General features: G+C 65.4%; 14 protein-coding genes. 2 read left to right on the forward strand and 12 right to left on the reverse strand.

The window, feature by feature from the left end; translation table 11 throughout:
- Positions 1-22: 22 nt before the first annotated feature.
- A complete protein-coding gene (locus tag ABDB81_RS14450) occupies positions 23-1,588 on the reverse strand; it encodes a mannose-1-phosphate guanylyltransferase/mannose-6-phosphate isomerase (RefSeq protein ID WP_237380650.1) in 1,566 nt (521 codons plus the stop codon).
- Positions 1,589-1,866: 278 nt separating this feature from the next.
- Between ABDB81_RS14450 and ABDB81_RS14455 the strand changes: the two genes are divergently transcribed.
- Complete coding sequence (locus ABDB81_RS14455) at positions 1,867-2,904, forward strand: DUF1839 family protein (protein WP_137927822.1); 1,038 nt, start codon at positions 1,867-1,869, stop codon at positions 2,902-2,904.
- Between the two features lie 167 nt (positions 2,905-3,071).
- Here ABDB81_RS14455 and ABDB81_RS14460 read toward each other — a convergent pair whose 3' ends face one another.
- From ABDB81_RS14460 to ABDB81_RS14510, 11 genes are all read right to left on the reverse strand, one after another.
- Positions 3,072-3,800 (reverse strand): Crp/Fnr family transcriptional regulator, encoded by a 729-nt coding sequence (locus ABDB81_RS14460; protein ID WP_137925926.1) that lies wholly within the window; start codon positions 3,798-3,800, stop codon positions 3,072-3,074.
- Positions 3,801-4,237: 437 nt separating this feature from the next.
- Complete coding sequence (locus tag ABDB81_RS14465; RefSeq protein ID WP_346811759.1) at positions 4,238-6,799, reverse strand: glycoside hydrolase family 2 protein; 2,562 nt, start codon at positions 6,797-6,799, stop codon at positions 4,238-4,240.
- The gene (locus ABDB81_RS14470; RefSeq protein WP_160474371.1) at positions 6,796-7,782 is read right to left on the reverse strand and encodes a DUF1839 family protein; all 987 of its coding nucleotides are present in this window, start codon (positions 7,780-7,782) and stop codon (positions 6,796-6,798) included. Before ABDB81_RS14470 ends, ABDB81_RS14465 begins: the two co-directional genes overlap by 4 nt.
- Positions 7,783-8,757, reverse strand: coding sequence for an amino acid--[acyl-carrier-protein] ligase (locus tag ABDB81_RS14475; protein WP_346811760.1), 975 nt, complete (start codon positions 8,755-8,757; stop codon positions 7,783-7,785).
- A gap of 10 nt (positions 8,758-8,767) precedes the next feature.
- On the reverse strand, positions 8,768-9,961 hold the full coding sequence (locus ABDB81_RS14480) for an acyl-CoA dehydrogenase family protein (protein WP_160474373.1): 1,194 nt from the start codon (positions 9,959-9,961) through the stop codon (positions 8,768-8,770).
- On the reverse strand, positions 9,958-10,209 hold the full coding sequence (locus tag ABDB81_RS14485; RefSeq protein WP_137925921.1) for an acyl carrier protein: 252 nt from the start codon (positions 10,207-10,209) through the stop codon (positions 9,958-9,960). Before ABDB81_RS14485 ends, ABDB81_RS14480 begins: the two co-directional genes overlap by 4 nt.
- 105 nt (positions 10,210-10,314) lie before the next feature.
- On the reverse strand, positions 10,315-11,718 hold the full coding sequence (locus tag ABDB81_RS14490) for an undecaprenyl-phosphate glucose phosphotransferase (protein ID WP_137925920.1): 1,404 nt from the start codon (positions 11,716-11,718) through the stop codon (positions 10,315-10,317).
- A 114-nt stretch (positions 11,719-11,832) separates the two neighbouring features.
- A complete protein-coding gene (locus tag ABDB81_RS14495; RefSeq protein ID WP_137925919.1) occupies positions 11,833-12,582 on the reverse strand; it encodes a phosphatase PAP2 family protein in 750 nt (249 codons plus the stop codon).
- 507 nt (positions 12,583-13,089) lie between these two features.
- Positions 13,090-13,341, reverse strand: a complete 252-nt coding sequence (locus tag ABDB81_RS14500) for a hypothetical protein (RefSeq protein ID WP_137925918.1) — start codon at positions 13,339-13,341, stop codon at positions 13,090-13,092.
- Positions 13,342-13,437: 96 nt separating this feature from the next.
- Entirely contained in the window at positions 13,438-13,989 is a 552-nt protein-coding gene (locus ABDB81_RS14505) for a DNA-binding response regulator (protein ID WP_249359449.1), read from the reverse strand.
- Between the two features lie 238 nt (positions 13,990-14,227).
- Entirely contained in the window at positions 14,228-15,046 is an 819-nt protein-coding gene (locus ABDB81_RS14510) for a response regulator transcription factor (RefSeq protein WP_137925917.1), read from the reverse strand.
- A gap of 497 nt (positions 15,047-15,543) precedes the next feature.
- On the opposite strand from ABDB81_RS14510, the gene ABDB81_RS14515 reads away from it, so the two are divergent.
- A partial coding sequence (locus tag ABDB81_RS14515; RefSeq protein ID WP_346811763.1) for a methyl-accepting chemotaxis protein occupies positions 15,544-17,022 on the forward strand: 1,479 nt, incomplete at its 3' end.

The raw sequence follows: 17,022 nt of genomic DNA on the forward strand, positions 1-17,022 counted from the left end.
TTACCCGTGCGGGCACGCTGTGCTACTTGCGCCCGTAGTTGTCTTCGAACCGTACGATGTCGTCCTCGCCCAGATAGGCGCCCGACTGCACCTCGATGATTTCCAGCGGCGTCTTGCCCGGATTCTCCAGCCGGTGCAGCGTGCCGATGGGGATGTATGTGGACTGGTTTTCCGAAAGAATGCTCACGGTCTCGCCGCACGTCACGCGGGCGGTGCCGCGCACCACCACCCAGTGCTCGGCACGGTGGTAATGCATCTGCAGGGACAGGCTCGCGCCCGGCTCCACCACGATGCGCTTCACCTGGAAGCGGTCGCCATGATCGATCGAGTCATAGCAACCCCAAGGACGCTGCACCTTGCGATGGTTCACTACCTCGGCGCCGTGTTCCGCGCGCAGCCGCTGCACCACGTTCTTGACGTCCTGCACGTGCGCCTTGTCGACGACGAGCACGGCATCGGCGGTTTCCACCACCACCACGTCCTGCACGCCCACGCAGGCAATCAACCGGCCTTCGGAATGCGCCAGGCATGACGTGGCGCCATCGAACAGCACGCGACCGCGCGCCACGTTGCCGAAGGCATCTTTTTCTGCGATGTCCCAGATGGCGGCCCACGACCCCACATCGGACCAACCCGGGTCCATCGGCACCAGCATGCCGTGGATATCGGGCAGCGTCTCCAGCTTTTCCATCACGGCGTAGTCGATGGAATCCGACGGGCACGCCTCGAACGATTCCTTGCACAGACACAGCGCGTCGCCCTTGGCAGCAGGCTCGGCACCGGCGTACGCGGCGCGGCACAGTTGCGCCATCTCGGGCTGCAACTGCTGCAGCGCATCCAGCCAGACGGAGGCGCGCACCACGTACACGCCGCTGTTCCACCAGTAGTCGCCGGACTCCACATAGTGCTGCGCCAGTTCCAGGTGCGGCTTCTCCACGAAGCGTTCGAGCGGCAGCGCGCCGTCCTCTGACACATTGCTTGTCCGGATGTAGCCAAAGCCGGTTTCCGGCGCATTGGGCCGCACGCCCAGCGTGACGACCGCGCCGCGATCCGCATGCTTGATCGCAATGGCGAGTGCGGCGCGGAAAGCCTCGACGTCGCGCACGGCGTGATCGGCCGGCGTGGCCACAAGCACCGCATCGCCGTGTTCGCCCGCAGTTGCCATGGCATGGAGCGCGGCCATGGTCAGCGCAGGCGCGGTGTTGCGACCGCATGGCTCCGACACGATGCGCGCCGCCTTGCCGCAACGCTTCATCAGCTCGGCGATCATGAAGCGGTGCTCCTCGCCGCACACCACGATCTGCGGCGCCTCGATGCCCGCTGCGCGCCCGGCCATCACGGCCACGCCTTCCAGCCGGCGCGCCGTGGCTTCGAGCAGCGTGTTCTCGGCCACCAGGTTCAACAACTGCTTGGGATGCTGTTCGCGGGACAGCGGCCACAGCCGCGTACCCGAGCCGCCGGCCAGGATGACAGGCTGGATGACGGCCTGCGCCAGTCCGGGCACAGTGGCGCCCTGCGCCGCCTGCTCGACCAACGTTTCGATGAGGGACGGCGGCGCCAGCGCGCCCGGGTTGGAAATGCTCATCATGCCTCCTGCTCGGTCCTGCGATGCCTGGATTGCCAGCCCGGGGGTTGCCATGCGACCAAGCGCGGGCAGCCACACCGGGCCGGTGAGGATGGGGCCAGTGTGAGATGCCGCCCCCGCAACCTCTGTTCGATTCCGCACATGTTCGGTGCTGCCACGGGGCGCTGCCGCCCGATACGCGATCCCGATGGCTTTGTTGGAGAACGAACCGAAGCCCGTTGGCGACTCGGCTCCAATGCAGGTGGCAGGATTTTGGCGACCCGCATATCGGAGGACAGGCGATGGAGCAAAGCACAGTGACGGACTTCGCGGTGGACATCGACGACGCAGCGCCGCGCCGCACCATCGCCGCACCGCTGCCCCGCCTGCTGCACGGCGAGGAATCGATCTGGCAGGAGACCAACTGCTACATGGATCTCTGGATCGAACTGCTGTACGGCTGGGGTCTCGATCCGCGCCCCGCGCTGGCCTTCACCGTGACGCAGGACTACGAGGGCGATCACTTCACCTTCTTCAAGTATCCGCAGGCCGATCTCGAACTGCTGTACGGCACCGTGGTGCAGGAAACCGCGATCTACGACACGCTCGAAGCGCATATCGTCGAACAGGTGCGGCGCGGTCACGCGATGCTCGTGGAGATGGACAGCTTTTACCTGCCCGATACCCGCGCCACCGCGTACCGCACCGGCCATGTGAAGACCACCATCGCCATCGACGCCATCGATCCCATCGCGCAGCGGCTTTCGTACTATCACAGCCTTGGACACTATGCGGCGGAAGGCGAGGACTACCAGGGCCTGATGCGTCTCACGCCAGAACTGGGCGGTAACGGCAACATCCTGTTTCCCTATGCCGAATGCGCCAAGCGCGTGCGCGCGCCACTGGCGGGACGCGCACTGTCGAACGCCGTTGCGCAGTTGATGCGGCACCATCTGGGCCGTCGGCCTGTGCAGAATCCGATTTCGCGCTGGCGTGAAGAATTCCCTGCGCAGGTCGAGACGATCCTTGCGCGCGGCGATGCGTACTTCCATCACTATGGATTCAACCTGCCGCGCCAGCTCGGTGCCAACTTTGAAATGCTGCATCACTGCCTGACGTGGCTGGGCGAGCATGGATATCCGGTGCCTGCATCGGTACGGACAGCAGCGCTGTCGATCGCTTCGGAATGCAAGGTGCTGCAGTTCCGGCTGGCCCGCGCGATGGCGCGTCGGCGTCCGGATGCCTGCAGCGAAAGCCTGGACAACCTGGAAGCGGCGTATGTGACCGCGATGGAGGGGCTGGTGGCTTCGTTTGGGAGTGGGGAGCCGGTGCACGTCTAAGCTCCTCTGCGGGGGTTCTCCCCTCTCCCGCAAGCGGGAGAGGGGCGGGGGAGAGGGCCAGGGGTGAAAATTGCAACGCCGTTGGCAAGCAGAGCCTCCTGCCCTCTCCCCTAACCCCTCTCCCAAAGGGAGAGGGGAACCATAACCATCAGGGAGCAAACTTCAGATCACGCATGCGCCAGCGTCAGCGCCGGCAGCAAACGGTCGTATTCGCGCTTGACCAGCTTGTAGCATTCGCACGAGTGGTGTTCCAGGCCGCAGCGGTCCAGCACCGTGATGTGCCCACGGCTATGGTGGATCAGTCCCAGATCTTCAAGCTTGCCCGCGGCTTCGGTCACGCCTTCGCGGCGCACGCCGAGCATGTTGGCGATGACTTGCTGCGTGATGACCAGCTCGTTGGAGTTCATGCGATCGATGGCCAGCAGCAGCCAGCGGCACAGTTGCTTGTTCAGCGAGTGGTGGCGGTTGCAGGCAGCGGTCTGGGCGATCTGCGTCAGCACGGCTTGCACGTACAGCAACGTCACGCGTTGCAGCGCCGGAAGGTGGCCCAGTTCGGCGCGCAGTACGCGTGCCGGAATGCGGTAGGCGAAACCGGGGCTGCGCACTTCCACGCGGCTTGGCATCGTGTCGCCGCCGGTGACCACCGGAATGCCTACGAGACCTTCATTGCCCACCGCTGCGAATTCCACCGTGGCGCCGTCTTCCAGCAGCGACAGCAGCGAGACCACCGACGTGGTAGGAAAGTACACATGGACAATGCGCTGGCCCGAATCCGTCAGGAGTTCCCCGGCACGCAGGCGCACCAGTTCGAAGTGGCGCGACAGCATGTCCCATTCGTGGCGCGGGAGTGCGTTGAGCAGATGATTGATGTGCAGGTCCGACCGATGCGTAATCATTTTCTTCCCTCCGTTTGACCCGGAAGCGACATCGGTACTCGCCGCAAGACAATACTTGCGAGACATGTGACCCGATTTCGCCGCTCCGCTTTGTACTCAGCTTTGTCGCTGGCGATTTCCCCGGCAGCCTTTCAGCCGCCACCCGTTTAACCCCGCCCAAGCTCTCGAACCATCCCGGTTCGCATTGCGTTGTTGACTGTATTAAGTGCCATGCAGCACAGAACTGACAGTAGGCAGACGGATAGGTCAGAGATTCATGCTTCGGTAGGTTGGATGTAGGCATTCCGGCGAAGCGGCGCCGCGCCGTGCCATCCGTCGGCATTGGCCGACAGGATGAGGCGGGCGTGCGCTGCCGCACCAGCCGTGGGCTGGCGGGCAATTTCGAAAAGGTTGAGATGCGCGCGAAAAGGTTTAGCCCGGATGGGCAGGTTGAGGCGTCAGCCGTCGTAGCCGACTGCGCGATCGGCGTTCAGCGCGGAAACCTCGCCCGAAGGGATGGCCCCGATACCCGCTGCGCCGCCTGCCTCATGCATCAGGCGGATACGGCGCGACGCGCCGGGGCCCAGGTGGAACCAGTCGGCCTCCGGCAGATACGCGTGATCCTCGATATGAACCCAGCGCGCGAACCGCTGCGCCGTGACCGTCAGCCACCAGACGCCATCCTCGCAGGCCACGCTGGCGCGCAGGCCCGGATCGCGCAGCGCATCGGCGCGGCGGTCGTGCAGGAACACAGACTGGCTGAGCAACGGGTTGCCTGTCTGGTCCGCGCCGCACAGCGTGGCCATGACCACGTCGTGCGCGGGCGCACCGAAGCGGTAGGCGTACGTGAAATCGAAGAAATGGTCGATCAGTTCGGCGGCCACCAATCGACGACTTTCACGCGGCGCCAGGGTCAGTGTCTGCGCAGACTCGGCCACCGTATGTTCGCCGTCGCGCAGGCAGCGCAGTTGCAGTTGCACCGTGCGCGCCGTTGCTGTCTCGTTGATCAGGTGCACATGCAGGCCGTTCAACCCCTCATCCGTCAGGATGACCTGCACCGGCTGCCAGACCTGCCGCAGCGCATGCCAGGCGGATTTCGGCCGCGCCTTCGCATCGACGATGCCCCATCCCGGCCCCGGCAGCAGATCCTGCAATTGCCAGACCAGTCCGCCCCGGCATGTGGAACCCGTACGCCGCCATTCGCCGAACACCTCGGTCATGATCTCCGCCACCACGGCGCGCGACAGCGCGAGGTAGCGGGCCGGACGCTCGTAGCGCAGGCGCGGCGGATCGACGTCGAACAGTGCGCGCAGATAGAAATCGCGGATGTCCTCGAAATCCCACGCGGCGCCGGCGTCGCGCGGCACACGCGCCTTCCAGCGCGGATCGTGCAGCGGCTGCGACAACCCCGCTTCCGTCAACGTGCGGGCGCAGGGCACATTGGCAAAGGCCAGGCACTCGGACGTAAAGCGCACGTTGGCGAGCCGCGCATCGGACAGTGGCCGCTGGTACGCGCCCACGCCGTAGTAATGCGACACCCCGGTATCGGGCTGGAACGGCCACGCGCCCTCGCTGGGCGAGTTGCGCACATAGATGGCACCCGGGCGATGCTCGGCCACCAGTGCGGGAATCAGCGAATCGAACAGCGGCTGGCGCCACACGCCGCGCGATGCACCCATCATCGACGCCTGCTGCTCGGCCTCGCTGCCACCGCACAGCACGGCAAGGCTCGGATGCGCACGCGTCGACGTGAGCCATTGCGAGACTTCACGCCGTGCATCGTCGAGAAAAGCCGGGCTGGCGCTGGTCTCGCTGCCATAGTCGAAGTTGGCGAACATGAAGTCCTGCCAGACCATCAGCCCCAGCGCGTCGCACTGACGATAGAACGCTTCACCGGGATAGCACGTCACGCCGCTCACACGCACCATGTTCGCACCGGCATCGCGCGCCAGTTGCAGCCAGCGCGCCACGGCTTCTTCGGAATCGGCAAGACCCGGCAGATCGTGGCTCGATACGCACGCGCCACGGCAGAACACCTGCTCGCCATTCACGCGCAAACCGAACGCGCCCGGCTCGCCTTCTCGGTCTTCGGTGATCGTGCGGAATCCCACGTTGCCGCATGCCAGCACCTGGGCACCGATGCTCGCATCCACGCGATACAGCGCGGGTTCGCCGTGCGTGTGCGGCCACCAGCGTTGCGCATCGGGCACGCGTAGCGTACCGGCCAGCGTGTGCGGATCGGTGCGGCGCAGCTCGCCATGCCAGATCGCCTGATCGGGGCCGATGGCCGAGAACGCACCGAGCGCCGGTGCTGCACCGGGGAAATGCAGTTGCAGCGCGACGACACCATCCTTGCCATCGACACCATCGAGTTCGCCCGACAACTCCGCACGCACGCCATGTGCGATGTCGGTGCCGACAGGATCGAGCAATTCGATATCGCGCCACGGTCCCACCGCATGCACGGGCGGGCACCAGCCGGGCATATGCCCGAGCAACGTGGTGCGCACCGCACGCAACGTGGGCGGCTGGATCATGCGCGGCTTCCAGCGCACGGGGCCGCGTTGCGTACGCAGCCACGGATGCATCGCGCGGAAACAGATATGCAGCACGTTCTCTTCACCGGCGAGCTCCACTTCTACCTGATGCGCCACGAACATATGACGCGTGGTCAGCACGTTCACGCCGTTAAGCCAGACCTCGGCAATCGTCGCCAGTCCATTGCAACGCAGCAGCCTGCGGCCGTTGCCGGAGAACTGCAGCCGATACCAGTAGTCGTGCTGGTGCAGCGGCGGCGGCAGCGTCTCGTCCCAGCGGCCTGCGGCGCGCAATGCCGTAGCCACCGTGCCCGGCACCGTGGCGGGCAGCCAGTGCCCGGTGTCCGACAGCTCGCCCGGATGCGCGGCAGCATTGGCGAACGTTTCCAGGAAGGTCCAGTCGCCTTCGAGCCGCGACGGCCCCACGGCAACACCTGGACGCAGCAACGGCAGCAGTGCCGGTTCCGGATCGCGCGCGGTCATGTGACGGTCTCCCCAAAGTGCGCTGCCAGTGCCGGCACCGTGCCTTGGTACGCGATTTCCAGTTGTTCCAGGCAGTCTTCGCAGGTATCGGGCTTATGGCTGATCACCGCTCGCATCAGCCGGAACTGCATCACCATGGCTTCCGACGCCATCGTGTAGCAAGCCTCCGCCACGGAATCGGGCAGCGTCTGGCCGTTCATCACGAGCCACCTGACATAGCGGCCCAGCAACTCAAAGTTCGCGCCCAGTTGCCGCAGCACGCTCGCCGCGTAAATCTGGAAGTTGGGCTCGCCGCGCGTCATCAACTGCTCCAGATGCGTGGGGAACACCGCGCGGAACGCGGTAATCGGGTTCTCGCGCGGACGCCGTGCCAGATGTCCGCGCAGGATGTCGAGCGACGCACGCAGCAGCTCGCTCGAACTCAGTGCATCGAAGCGGCGGCGCACGACTTCTGCCTGCGGAAAGGTGGTCACACCCCACATCGTTTCGTGCGCAGGCGTGCGGAAGATCGCGAGGTAGTCATCGCCGCTGGCCGTGTGATAGCCGTCGTGGTGGTAGTAGCCCACCGCCGTGGCCTCGGGCACCAGCACATCGATGGCAATGCAGGCGCGCGCATGCTGGCGGCGGTATGTGCCCGGCAACTGCGGCAACTGATAGTTGTCCACTTCCAGCAGCACGGCATTGCCGCGATTGGTTTGCGCGGCAACGTGCGCCTCCAGGCGCCCATACGTCGACAGCTCGTCCTTGACGATGCCGTAGAGCCGTTCCAGATCGGCGGGCGGAATGTTCGACGACGTGAACTGGTCGCCCGCAAAATCGAGCGTGACGGTGAAAGGCAGTGCCGCGATAGGTTCGAAATCCCATCCGTGTAACAACTCGACCCAGAGGTCGATATGACGGTTGGCATGCGACCACACGGGGTTGCCTCCGTGCAACGCGTGCGCGCCGCCGCGCGTGCGTACTGCCTTGCCGTCACCGTACATTTACAGGTCTCCCAGCGTCTCGCGCACCGGTTGCGGCCACTTTGCGGGATCGAGTCCATGGTGCTTGAGCAGCGCCAGCACGAGCCGCTCGATACCGAACCCGACACAGCCCGTATGCGCCACGCCGCCATCGGCCAGGCCGATATGCCACAGCGCACCGAAGTGGTCCATGTGATAGTTGAAACTCATGCACGCCGTGGGACCGAGTCCGTCGTTGACCGGCACCAGCAGTTCGAACTTCAACTTCAGTTCGCGCTGGCTGTCGGCCACGATCTTGCCGCCACGTCCGAAGAATGGATCGTTGGCGACATCCACCTCCACCGGCAACTGCAGCGATTCGGCCAGCGCCTGGCCGCGCTCCATCCACAACTGCCGGAACGCCACGATGCGCTCGGGCGATCCCAGGCACACGTACTCGCGCTGACGGAACAACTGCATGCGCGTGGGCTCCAGCGACGGCTCGTGGCGGTAGCAGTAGGACAGCACGTCCACCACCTTGCCCTCCTCGGGCAGCGGGCCGCGCTTCGCCACGACCGGATAGATCGGATAGCACGCAGCCGGCGTCAGCACCACGCCCGTGGGCTGCTGCTGATCGGTCCAGTCTTCCTTGTCTTCGAGTCGTGCGAGCAGGCGTCGATGGCCGCGATCGTCGCCACAGAAACTGTGGATCGTGCCCGCGAGATTCGGAAAGCTCTTCAGGTACTCGCTCGTCTCGAAGTCGTGCTGGCCCATCGCGGGCGGAAAGCGCAGCACTTCGGCATGCTGGTCCGCGCCGATGCGCGTGATGGCCGCGTTCAGGCCATCGGCCACCGCTTCGAACACCGCGCTGCGGCCATACAGGCCCTTGACGCCGGCATCGATCAGCAGGCCAGCGGCCAGCAGTTTGTCGAGATAGGTGGGCTCGGGTGCCGGCGCGATGGTCGATTCCGGCGCGCCGCCGCCCTGCGGGGTGTCAGTCAGTGCATGGGCATCCATCGATGACTCCTCAGGAACGGTCGGCCAGCAGCAGGTTGGCCGTGTTGGTCTGGATGCGATCGTTGTTGATCATCAGCGGCGCGGACCACAAATCGCGCAGGTGACGACCGAGGCTGAACGGCGTGCCGTGCTTGTAACCCGCCATGCCGCAGACCAGCATCGCCTGCTGCACCACGTCGAGCGCCATCGTCGACATCGCGGTCTTGAGCCCGTTCATCTCTGCGGCCAGCGCAAACGCGGCGGATACCGATGCACCGGCATGGCGTGCACGCTGACGCTCCAGCGCCATATCCACGCGCGCTTCCATCATCTGCAACATGCTCACGGCCTCGGCCACGCGGGCGGCCGATGGGGGCAACTGGCCCGGGCGCGCACGCGCCTGGCCCTGGAAGAACGTCTTGGCACGCGACACCGCATCGCTCGAAATGCCTACCCAGAGCGCGCTCCACAGGATGTGCGAGACCGGCGTCATCGTGGCATCGGCAATCTCGCCGAACGGCACTGGCAGCACCTGGTCCACATGGCCGGTGGCTTCCAGCCGGAAGCCGTTGCTGCACGTGCCGCGCATGCCCAGCGTGTCCCACGTGTTCAGGCTCTGCAGCGTGTAGTCGGCTTTCAGCGCGCAGACCAGCACCTGATCCGATGGCGAGGCATCGGCATGACGCCGCGCGGTGATCAGGATGCCGTCCGCATGCGCGCCATACGAGATCGTCGGCGCCATCTTCAGCAGATGAAAGCGGTCGCCTTCCACGTTAACCGCGCAGCCACTGCTGCGCAGCGCACCGCCGATGGCTTCTTCCGACGTAGCGGATGCCAGCAGCAATTGCTCGTCGGCCACACGCGCCAGCAACTGTTGCTGCCACGCGCTGCCCGCACCGTGATCGAGCAGGCAGGCCACCTGGATCTGGTGCATCGCGTAGATCATGCCGGTGGACGCGCAATGCTCGCCCAGCGTGCGGCAGATCTCCGCCACCGTGGCCAGCGATGCGCCACTGCCGCCGTGCACGGCTGGCACCATCGCGCCGAGCAGACGCTTCTCGCGCAATACCGCGAACGCCTCGTGCGGGAAGCGCGCTTCATGGTCCACCGCATCGGCAAAGCGCCGCGCCACGTCGCCGGCTTCACGCGCCGCCGCGATCAGCGCATCGGTCGCCAGCGCGCCGTCGGGGTTAGCATGCGCCAACGCAACCTTGGGCGTGCTCATGCTGCCTCCTGCTGCTGGCGGATGGTCTCCACCGCTGCCGCGAGCGAATCCACGCTGCGGAAAAGCTGCCGGGTCAGCATCTGATCGGGGATCTCGATATCGAACGCGTTTTCCAGCGCCAGCATCACGTGCACGGTGGCCAGTGACGACAGCCCGGCGGCGTAGAGATCATCGTTGTCGGCCAGGGTGTCCAGCGGCACATCGAGCCGGGCCACTTCACCGAGGATATTGCGGATGGTTGCTTTCATGCGGCGTCTCCCAATTCTTGTTGGACGGGCTCCATTCCAGGGCTTTTGCGCGTCCGGCTCGGTGCGATGTCGCACCAATACCGCGCGCTGTTGCTGGCGTGCCGCTCAGAAAGCGGACGCGCCTGTCCAGCCGTGCAGCGCCGTGCGCACGATGATCCGGAGGTCGAGCTGGAACGACCAGTGCTGGATGTAATAGATGTCGAACTCGATACGCTTGCGCATCTTCTCGATCGTGTCGGTCTGCCCGCGCAGTCCGTTGATCTGGGCCCAGCCCGTGATCCCCGGCTTGACGCGGTGGCGCAGCATGTAGCGATCGATCAGTTCCTTGTAGATCTCGTTGTGTTCCATCGCATGCGGACGCGGCCCCACCACCGACATCTCGCCGCGCAGCACGTTGAAGAATTGCGGCAGTTCGTCCAGGCTGGTGCGGCGCAGGAAGGCGCCGATGCGCGTCACGCGCGGGTCGCCCCGCGTGGCCTGCGTGACGCCGGTATCGGCATGCATGCGCATGGTGCGGAACTTGTAGACGTGGAACGGGTGCCCGTCGATACCCAGACGCTGCTGGCGGAACAGCACCGGGCCGTGCGACGACAACTTGACCATCACCGCAATGGTAAGCAGCAGCGGACTCAGTGCCAGGATCACGCCTGCGGCAAACGCGCGGTCGAAGCTGGCCTTCATCAACCCCGTGATGCCCGATACCGGCGGCGCGTTCAGGTCGATGACCGGCAAACCCATGAAGTCCGTGAAGCGATGGCCAAGCAGTTCCACCGACGACACATCGGGCACCCAGCGGATATCGATCAGGTCATTGCGGAAGCGGCGCACCACTTCGGAGAGGTCGCGGCACGCGGCCATAGGCAGCGTGAGCCAGATCTCGCGCACGCCCTGGCTGGTGACGAACGCGTTGACTTCTTCCACCGTGCGCAGCGTGGTCACGCCATTGGGTATGCCCTGGCTGGTTTCATCGAAGATGCCCACCACGCGGTAGCCGGCCGTGCGGATGCGTTGCACGCGCAGGAACATCTCGCGGCCTAGCGGTCCGTAGCCGAAGATCACCACGCGCTTGGCGTTGATACCCTGCTCGCGGACGTTGCCGAGCATGCGGAACATCAACGCGCGCGACGCCAGCAGCGCCAGCGCCGTGCTGATGAACCATCCCATCGACCACACGCGCGAGACCGCCGCAATCTGATGAATCAGGAATGCGCCCAGCAGCCCGGCGAAGAACACCGTGGCCCACGCCGAGCAGATACGCAGTGCCAGTACCGCGAGACTGCGGCCGCGCCACGATTCGTAGATGCCGAAGCCGGGAAACACCACGAGTGCGCCGATGGCGCAGAGCATGGTCAGGAACCCGTTGACGGGCGCCGCCTCGCGGATGCCTCCGGGAAAATAGAGCGCACCCATGGCGATGCCGGCCACGCCGATCACCACGGCATCCGACAACCTGTAGAGATAGTGAAGCGCGCTATGCCGCTCCGCGGCGACGTTCCAGTTCGATGCCATGACTGCCCCATGCCCAATACGACCCGTATGAAAAAACGCTCCGGATCATGGTTGCGCAGGGGCTGCGCGGCAGTCTGTGGGGGGGCGCACACAGGTGCGCCGGGCGGATTCCGGCTAGGCGGGACAGCGTGCGGTGGCGCACCGGGCGTGGGGTGCAGCCCCGCCCCGGTCATCCACGTGGCGATTCATTTCGTCTCGATGGCGGTCTCCCGCAGTATCTCCGGCAGCACCTGCGCGGCACGTGGTGCAAGGCGGCAGCGCACTCCACTCGCCCCGATTGAACGGACGGTCCCGTCCCGAGAGGAACAGTGCGAGGTCCGTCACCAGCCCGTGCGTGGTGCCGGTCATGTGCGAGACCGGCAGCAGCGGCATCGACACCAGTACCACGCACGCCAGCGTCATCGTCATCGGTCCATGCGGCACCCCATGGCGCATGATGAACGGCAGGCTGACGCAGAAGCCCAGGGCCAGGCCGCTGATCACCTCCGAAGGCGAATGCGCATGCAGCGCCAGGCGCGACACGCCCACCGCCAGCGCCAGGACCACGCCAGCGGCGGCCGCTACCAGACTCAGTCCCGGCCGGCTGACGGGCATCGCCAGGTACAGCAGCACGGGCAGGATCGACGCCGCCATCATCGAATGGCCGGAGAAACCCGTGAAGTCCATGGCTTCGCTGCCTACGCCCCATCCCATGAACGCCACCTTCGACGCCAGCACCAGAGCGGCAGTCAGCGAGAACGCCAGCAGCCAGTGCCACGCCATGCGCGTGGCCCCGCGCCATCGCAGCCATGCGTAGAGAAAAATCGCACACGGCAGCAGGAAGGTGGACTCACCGAAGAAGGTAATCAGATGCCAGCGGCTCATGGGTACGTGCGATGCGATATGCGATGTAGGGATCGATGCAACGTGCGGTTGGACGGGCGGCGCCGGCTTCGGTTCGACGCTACGCGCATCGTTCCGTGGGATGCCAGACGCAAGCTCTGCACCATGGTGCAGAGCCGCATAGGGGCAGCGTAGCACTGCGCGGCTCTGCCTGTCATGGACGTCTCCCTCCCGAAGCATGAGTCCGCGCGACCCGCCTGCACCCGACTCCACATGCCTGCTATCCCCGAACAAGCCCGATAACACTGGGGCCAGCGGCTGCCAGAACCGTGCAGATGCAGGGATGAGAGGCCCCATCGGCATGCGTCTTCTGGTTGATACAGTCTGCCGCCGCGATTCGTTATGGTCACAGTAACGGCTGCTCACCACGTGGGCGGCCGTTTCAAAGCCCGCATGGTCCCCCGGTCGGCGGGCTTCTTTTTTGGCCGCGCCGATGGTGATTGCGTCGAGTGGTGATGAGAGGAGCGATGCAGACGCGCTTTTTCGACGCTATCGTCGCGACAGTGCCACGAACAGTGCGCGCGCTGTTTCCAGATGCCGGCTGGCTTCTGCTTCCCCGATCGCGCGCGCGGCCACGATGGCGGCGGCTTCGGAGGGATGATGCCGCCCGTGCAGCTCGCCCCGATATAACAACGGCCCGCCAATGACGGCGAGCCGGATCTCATAGCAACATGCCCACTTGTCCCGGCCCTCGCGCACGGCAAACCCGTGGACGACCAGGATATCCAGACTGCGTTCCATACGACCCCCTGCATCACGCGGGCGGCCGGCCTCGGATGGGCGCCAGCTTCTGTCCGCGATTACATCCAGCATAGTCCTACAGGCGCCAACCGAAACTCATCCGATCGCAGTAGATCCGTCGGCATGCAAGCGGGGCGCATGGTTGAAGCTCATCCCTTCCGGTGCGCACCCTTCCTGCGCACGCGGCGGATGCACCGCGCGCAGCAGAGACAGCGCGCTGCGGGGGAAACATTGGCCGCCCGCCCACACCAGCGTGGCCGCCGCGCAGACCAGCTCCACCGGCGCGGGTACAGCCAGGCATCCGCTGGCGCCGAGCAGCGCGGCATGCGCCATCAGCCTTGCATCAAGCGAATCGGACAGCACGAGCCAGCGGCGCGGCGCCAGGCGCTCCCGCACGCGGTCGAGCAGCTTGCAGGGATCGCCTTCCACGCCGCTGCAGTCCACCAATGCCATCTCCACCGATTGTTCGGGCAGCGGCTCGGACTGGTCGGGGTTGTCGATCGATTGCGCGCGGGCGCCGTCAGGCGTGCCGTCGAGCAGCCAGTCGGGACCGTGCCATCGCACGGGCGTGGGGATGTCCTGCGCTTCCATGCGACGCGCAAGGATGCGGCACATCATTTCGTTGCTGGCGATCAGGTAGGTCGTCATCGGGAAGCCATCCGCGCATCGAGCGCGTGGGTCCGCCAAGGTGGGGTACACCGTGCGGGCAGCCCTGGGTAAGGGCATCGAACGCTGTTGGAAACGTGGCGCGGAAGGGGACTTCGATCATTGCGGCAACCCCATGCGCCGGACCTGTTCTACAAGCTAGCCACAATGGCCGGTCACCGCCTCATGCTTTTGGATGAGTGCGGGCCGGCGTATGGCGTAGAGGAGCGGGAGGTGTCGGTCAGGCGGCCTCACATGCCTCCCGCGCAGTCAGCGACGACATCGCGATATGCGTGGGCTGCACGGGCGTGGGGCCGGCCCAGTTCAACGTGGCGCCGCGCTGCAGGGCCACGTACACCGCCTCGCCCTTGTTGCGCACATGCAGACGCTGGTAGAGCGTGCAGGCATGCGTCTTGGCCGTGGCCACGGAGATATTCAGCAGGCGGCTGACCGTCTTGATCGGATAGCCACGTGCCAGCAGGGCCAGCACTTCGTACTGGCGCTCCGTGATATTGAGCAGGTGCGAGCCGGCGGCGGGCGTTTCATGCGTGGTCACCGGCGCGGCAACGTGCGCGCCGACACCCGGCAAGTCCACCGGCACGCTGTGCAAGGGCACCACGATGGGGGCTGCGGCGTGGCGGGTTGCCAATGACTCCGCCTGGCGAGCCGGCGGCAACTGCGACGGGAAGCACTCCCCACCGGCCAGCACCAGCCGGATCGCGGCTTCGAGCGCATCCGCCGAGCAGGTCTTGGCCAGCAGGCCGCGCACGGCCTCGGGCAGGCCAGTATCCGGCAGCGGTGCCGGCACATGTTCGGCCAGCACCAGCACGCGCAACGGTTGCAGGCGCGTGCAGAGATCGCCCAGCATCTGCCAGCCCTGCGCGGCATCGGTCGGCAAACCGAAGATCAGCAGGTCGGCGTGGTGGGTCCAGGGGTCGGGTTCGTGCAGGCTGCCCGGATCGAGATCGACGAGATCGCCGGGAACATGCGCCTGCGCCAACAGGTGGCGTAATCCAAGGCGAAGCAGTGGATGTGGCTCGAGCAAGAGGATGGTGGCCATGGCCGTTCACTTCTTATTGGCGCGTCGCCGGGTTCGCACTGCCCCTGCGGCACGCTGGTTGGACGTGATCCGCTTTTGGCGCGGCTTCACTTCCATACGATCCCCATCGCCTCCCGAGCTTCGCCGCGCCCCGTCCTGGCTCGCTTGCTACGCCCTCCCTCGGAGAATGTTGGATCGCCCCGTTTGCGTATGTAACGCATTAGATGCTTCTAAATACAGATTCAAATTAAATTGAATTCTGATGTTCAGCATAGGAATGTCGCTGATCGAATGCAAGTTGATGTTGCAGTGCGGCGGGTTTTCCCTTGGTTGTATGGCAACTGCACCTGGGAGATATGACAAATGACCCGCCAGGCCCGAACGATCGTTCGATTCGCTGGAAAGTGATCCGGAAATCGCTATGTTGCAGCGCACTAAAGACTGCGCGAATTTCGCCGTCAATGCGTCGGCAATCCTCCTGCCCAAATCCGGGCCAACCTGAGAGAAGAGTTCAACACATGCTTTCCTCGCTCCGCGCGCGCATCGTGGCCCTATCCGTGGCCATCGTGATCGCAGCGCTTGCTGCCAACGCCTTGGTCAACCAGCTAGTGGCACGTGCCTATAACGACGAAGCCATCGACAACAACCTGGCCGCCGTGCAGACCGGTCATGTGGACGCCATTGCCGAATGGGTGGCCAGCCATACCCAGATGATCCAGTCCCTGCAGGATGCTGCGCTTCAGGACGACCCCATTCCTTCGCTGCGTCTGGTGTCCAACGCCGGCGGCTTTATCAAGACCTATGTTGGCTACGCCGACAAGAGCCACCGCTTCTCCGATGCCGCCGGTCTCAAGCCCGACTACGACCCCACCGCCCGCCCCTGGTACAAACAGGCCGTGGCCGCCGGCAAGCCGATCGTGACCCCGCCATATATTGCGGCGAGCAGTGGCAAGCTGGTGGTGACGTTTGCGGTACCTGTCGTACGCGATGGCGTCGTGAAGGGGGTGATCGGCGGCGACGTGGCAATGGATACCGTGACGGCAAATGTCCGTTCGATCCATCCCACGCCGAACAGCTTTGGACTGCTGGTGGCACGCAGCGGCCAGATCGTGGCGCATCTCGACGACAAGCTGACGCTAAAGCCCGTTTCCGATCTGGTGCCTGCGCTCGACGGCGAGAAGCTGGGCGCGCTGGTATCGGCCACGGAGCCTGCTGAAGTAAAGGTGGCGGGTGCCGCAAAGCTGCTGCGCGGCCGCGAGATTCCGGGCACTGACTGGGTGGCCGTGATCGCGCTGGACAAGGCCGAGGCCACGGCCGGCATGCGATCGGTGCTGATTGCCTCGCTGATCTCGCTGGTGATCGTGGCGTGCGCCGCCGCGCTCATCGTGGCCGGCGTGACGGCGGTATCGTTCCGCCGCCTGTCGGGCATTCGCGATGCCATGATCGCCATCGGCTCGGGCGATGGTGACCTGACCAAGCGGCTTGCTGCGGAAGGCACCGATGAAGTCGCGCAGATTGCACGCGCCTTCAACGCCTTCGCCGACAAGCTCGTCCACGTGATGCGCCAGATCCGCGACGCGAGCGAATCGGTACACGTCGCTGCAAATGAGATTGCGGAAGGCAACGCCGACCTGTCGCGTCGCACCGAATCCGCCGCCGCCAGCCTGGAGCAGACGGCTGCATCGATGGAGGAAATTACCGCCACCGTTGGCCAGTCGGAATCGTCGGCCCGCCAGGCGGACGATTCCGTCACGCGCGCGCAGCAGGTGGCCACCGATGGCGGCACGTCAATCGAAAACGCCATCGTCACGATGGGCGACATCGAGCGCGCCGCCGTCAAGGTCTCGGACATCATCGGCGTGATCGAAGGCATCGCCTTCCAGACCAACATCCTGGCCCTGAACGCTGCCGTGGAAGCCGCCCGCGCAGGCGAACAGGGACGCGGCTTCGCCGTGGTGGCCGGCGAGGTGCGCGGACTGGCCCAACGCAGCTCCCAG

The sequence above is a fragment of the Cupriavidus sp. DL-D2 genome, assembly GCF_039710735.1.
Taxonomy (GTDB): domain Bacteria; phylum Pseudomonadota; class Gammaproteobacteria; order Burkholderiales; family Burkholderiaceae; genus Cupriavidus.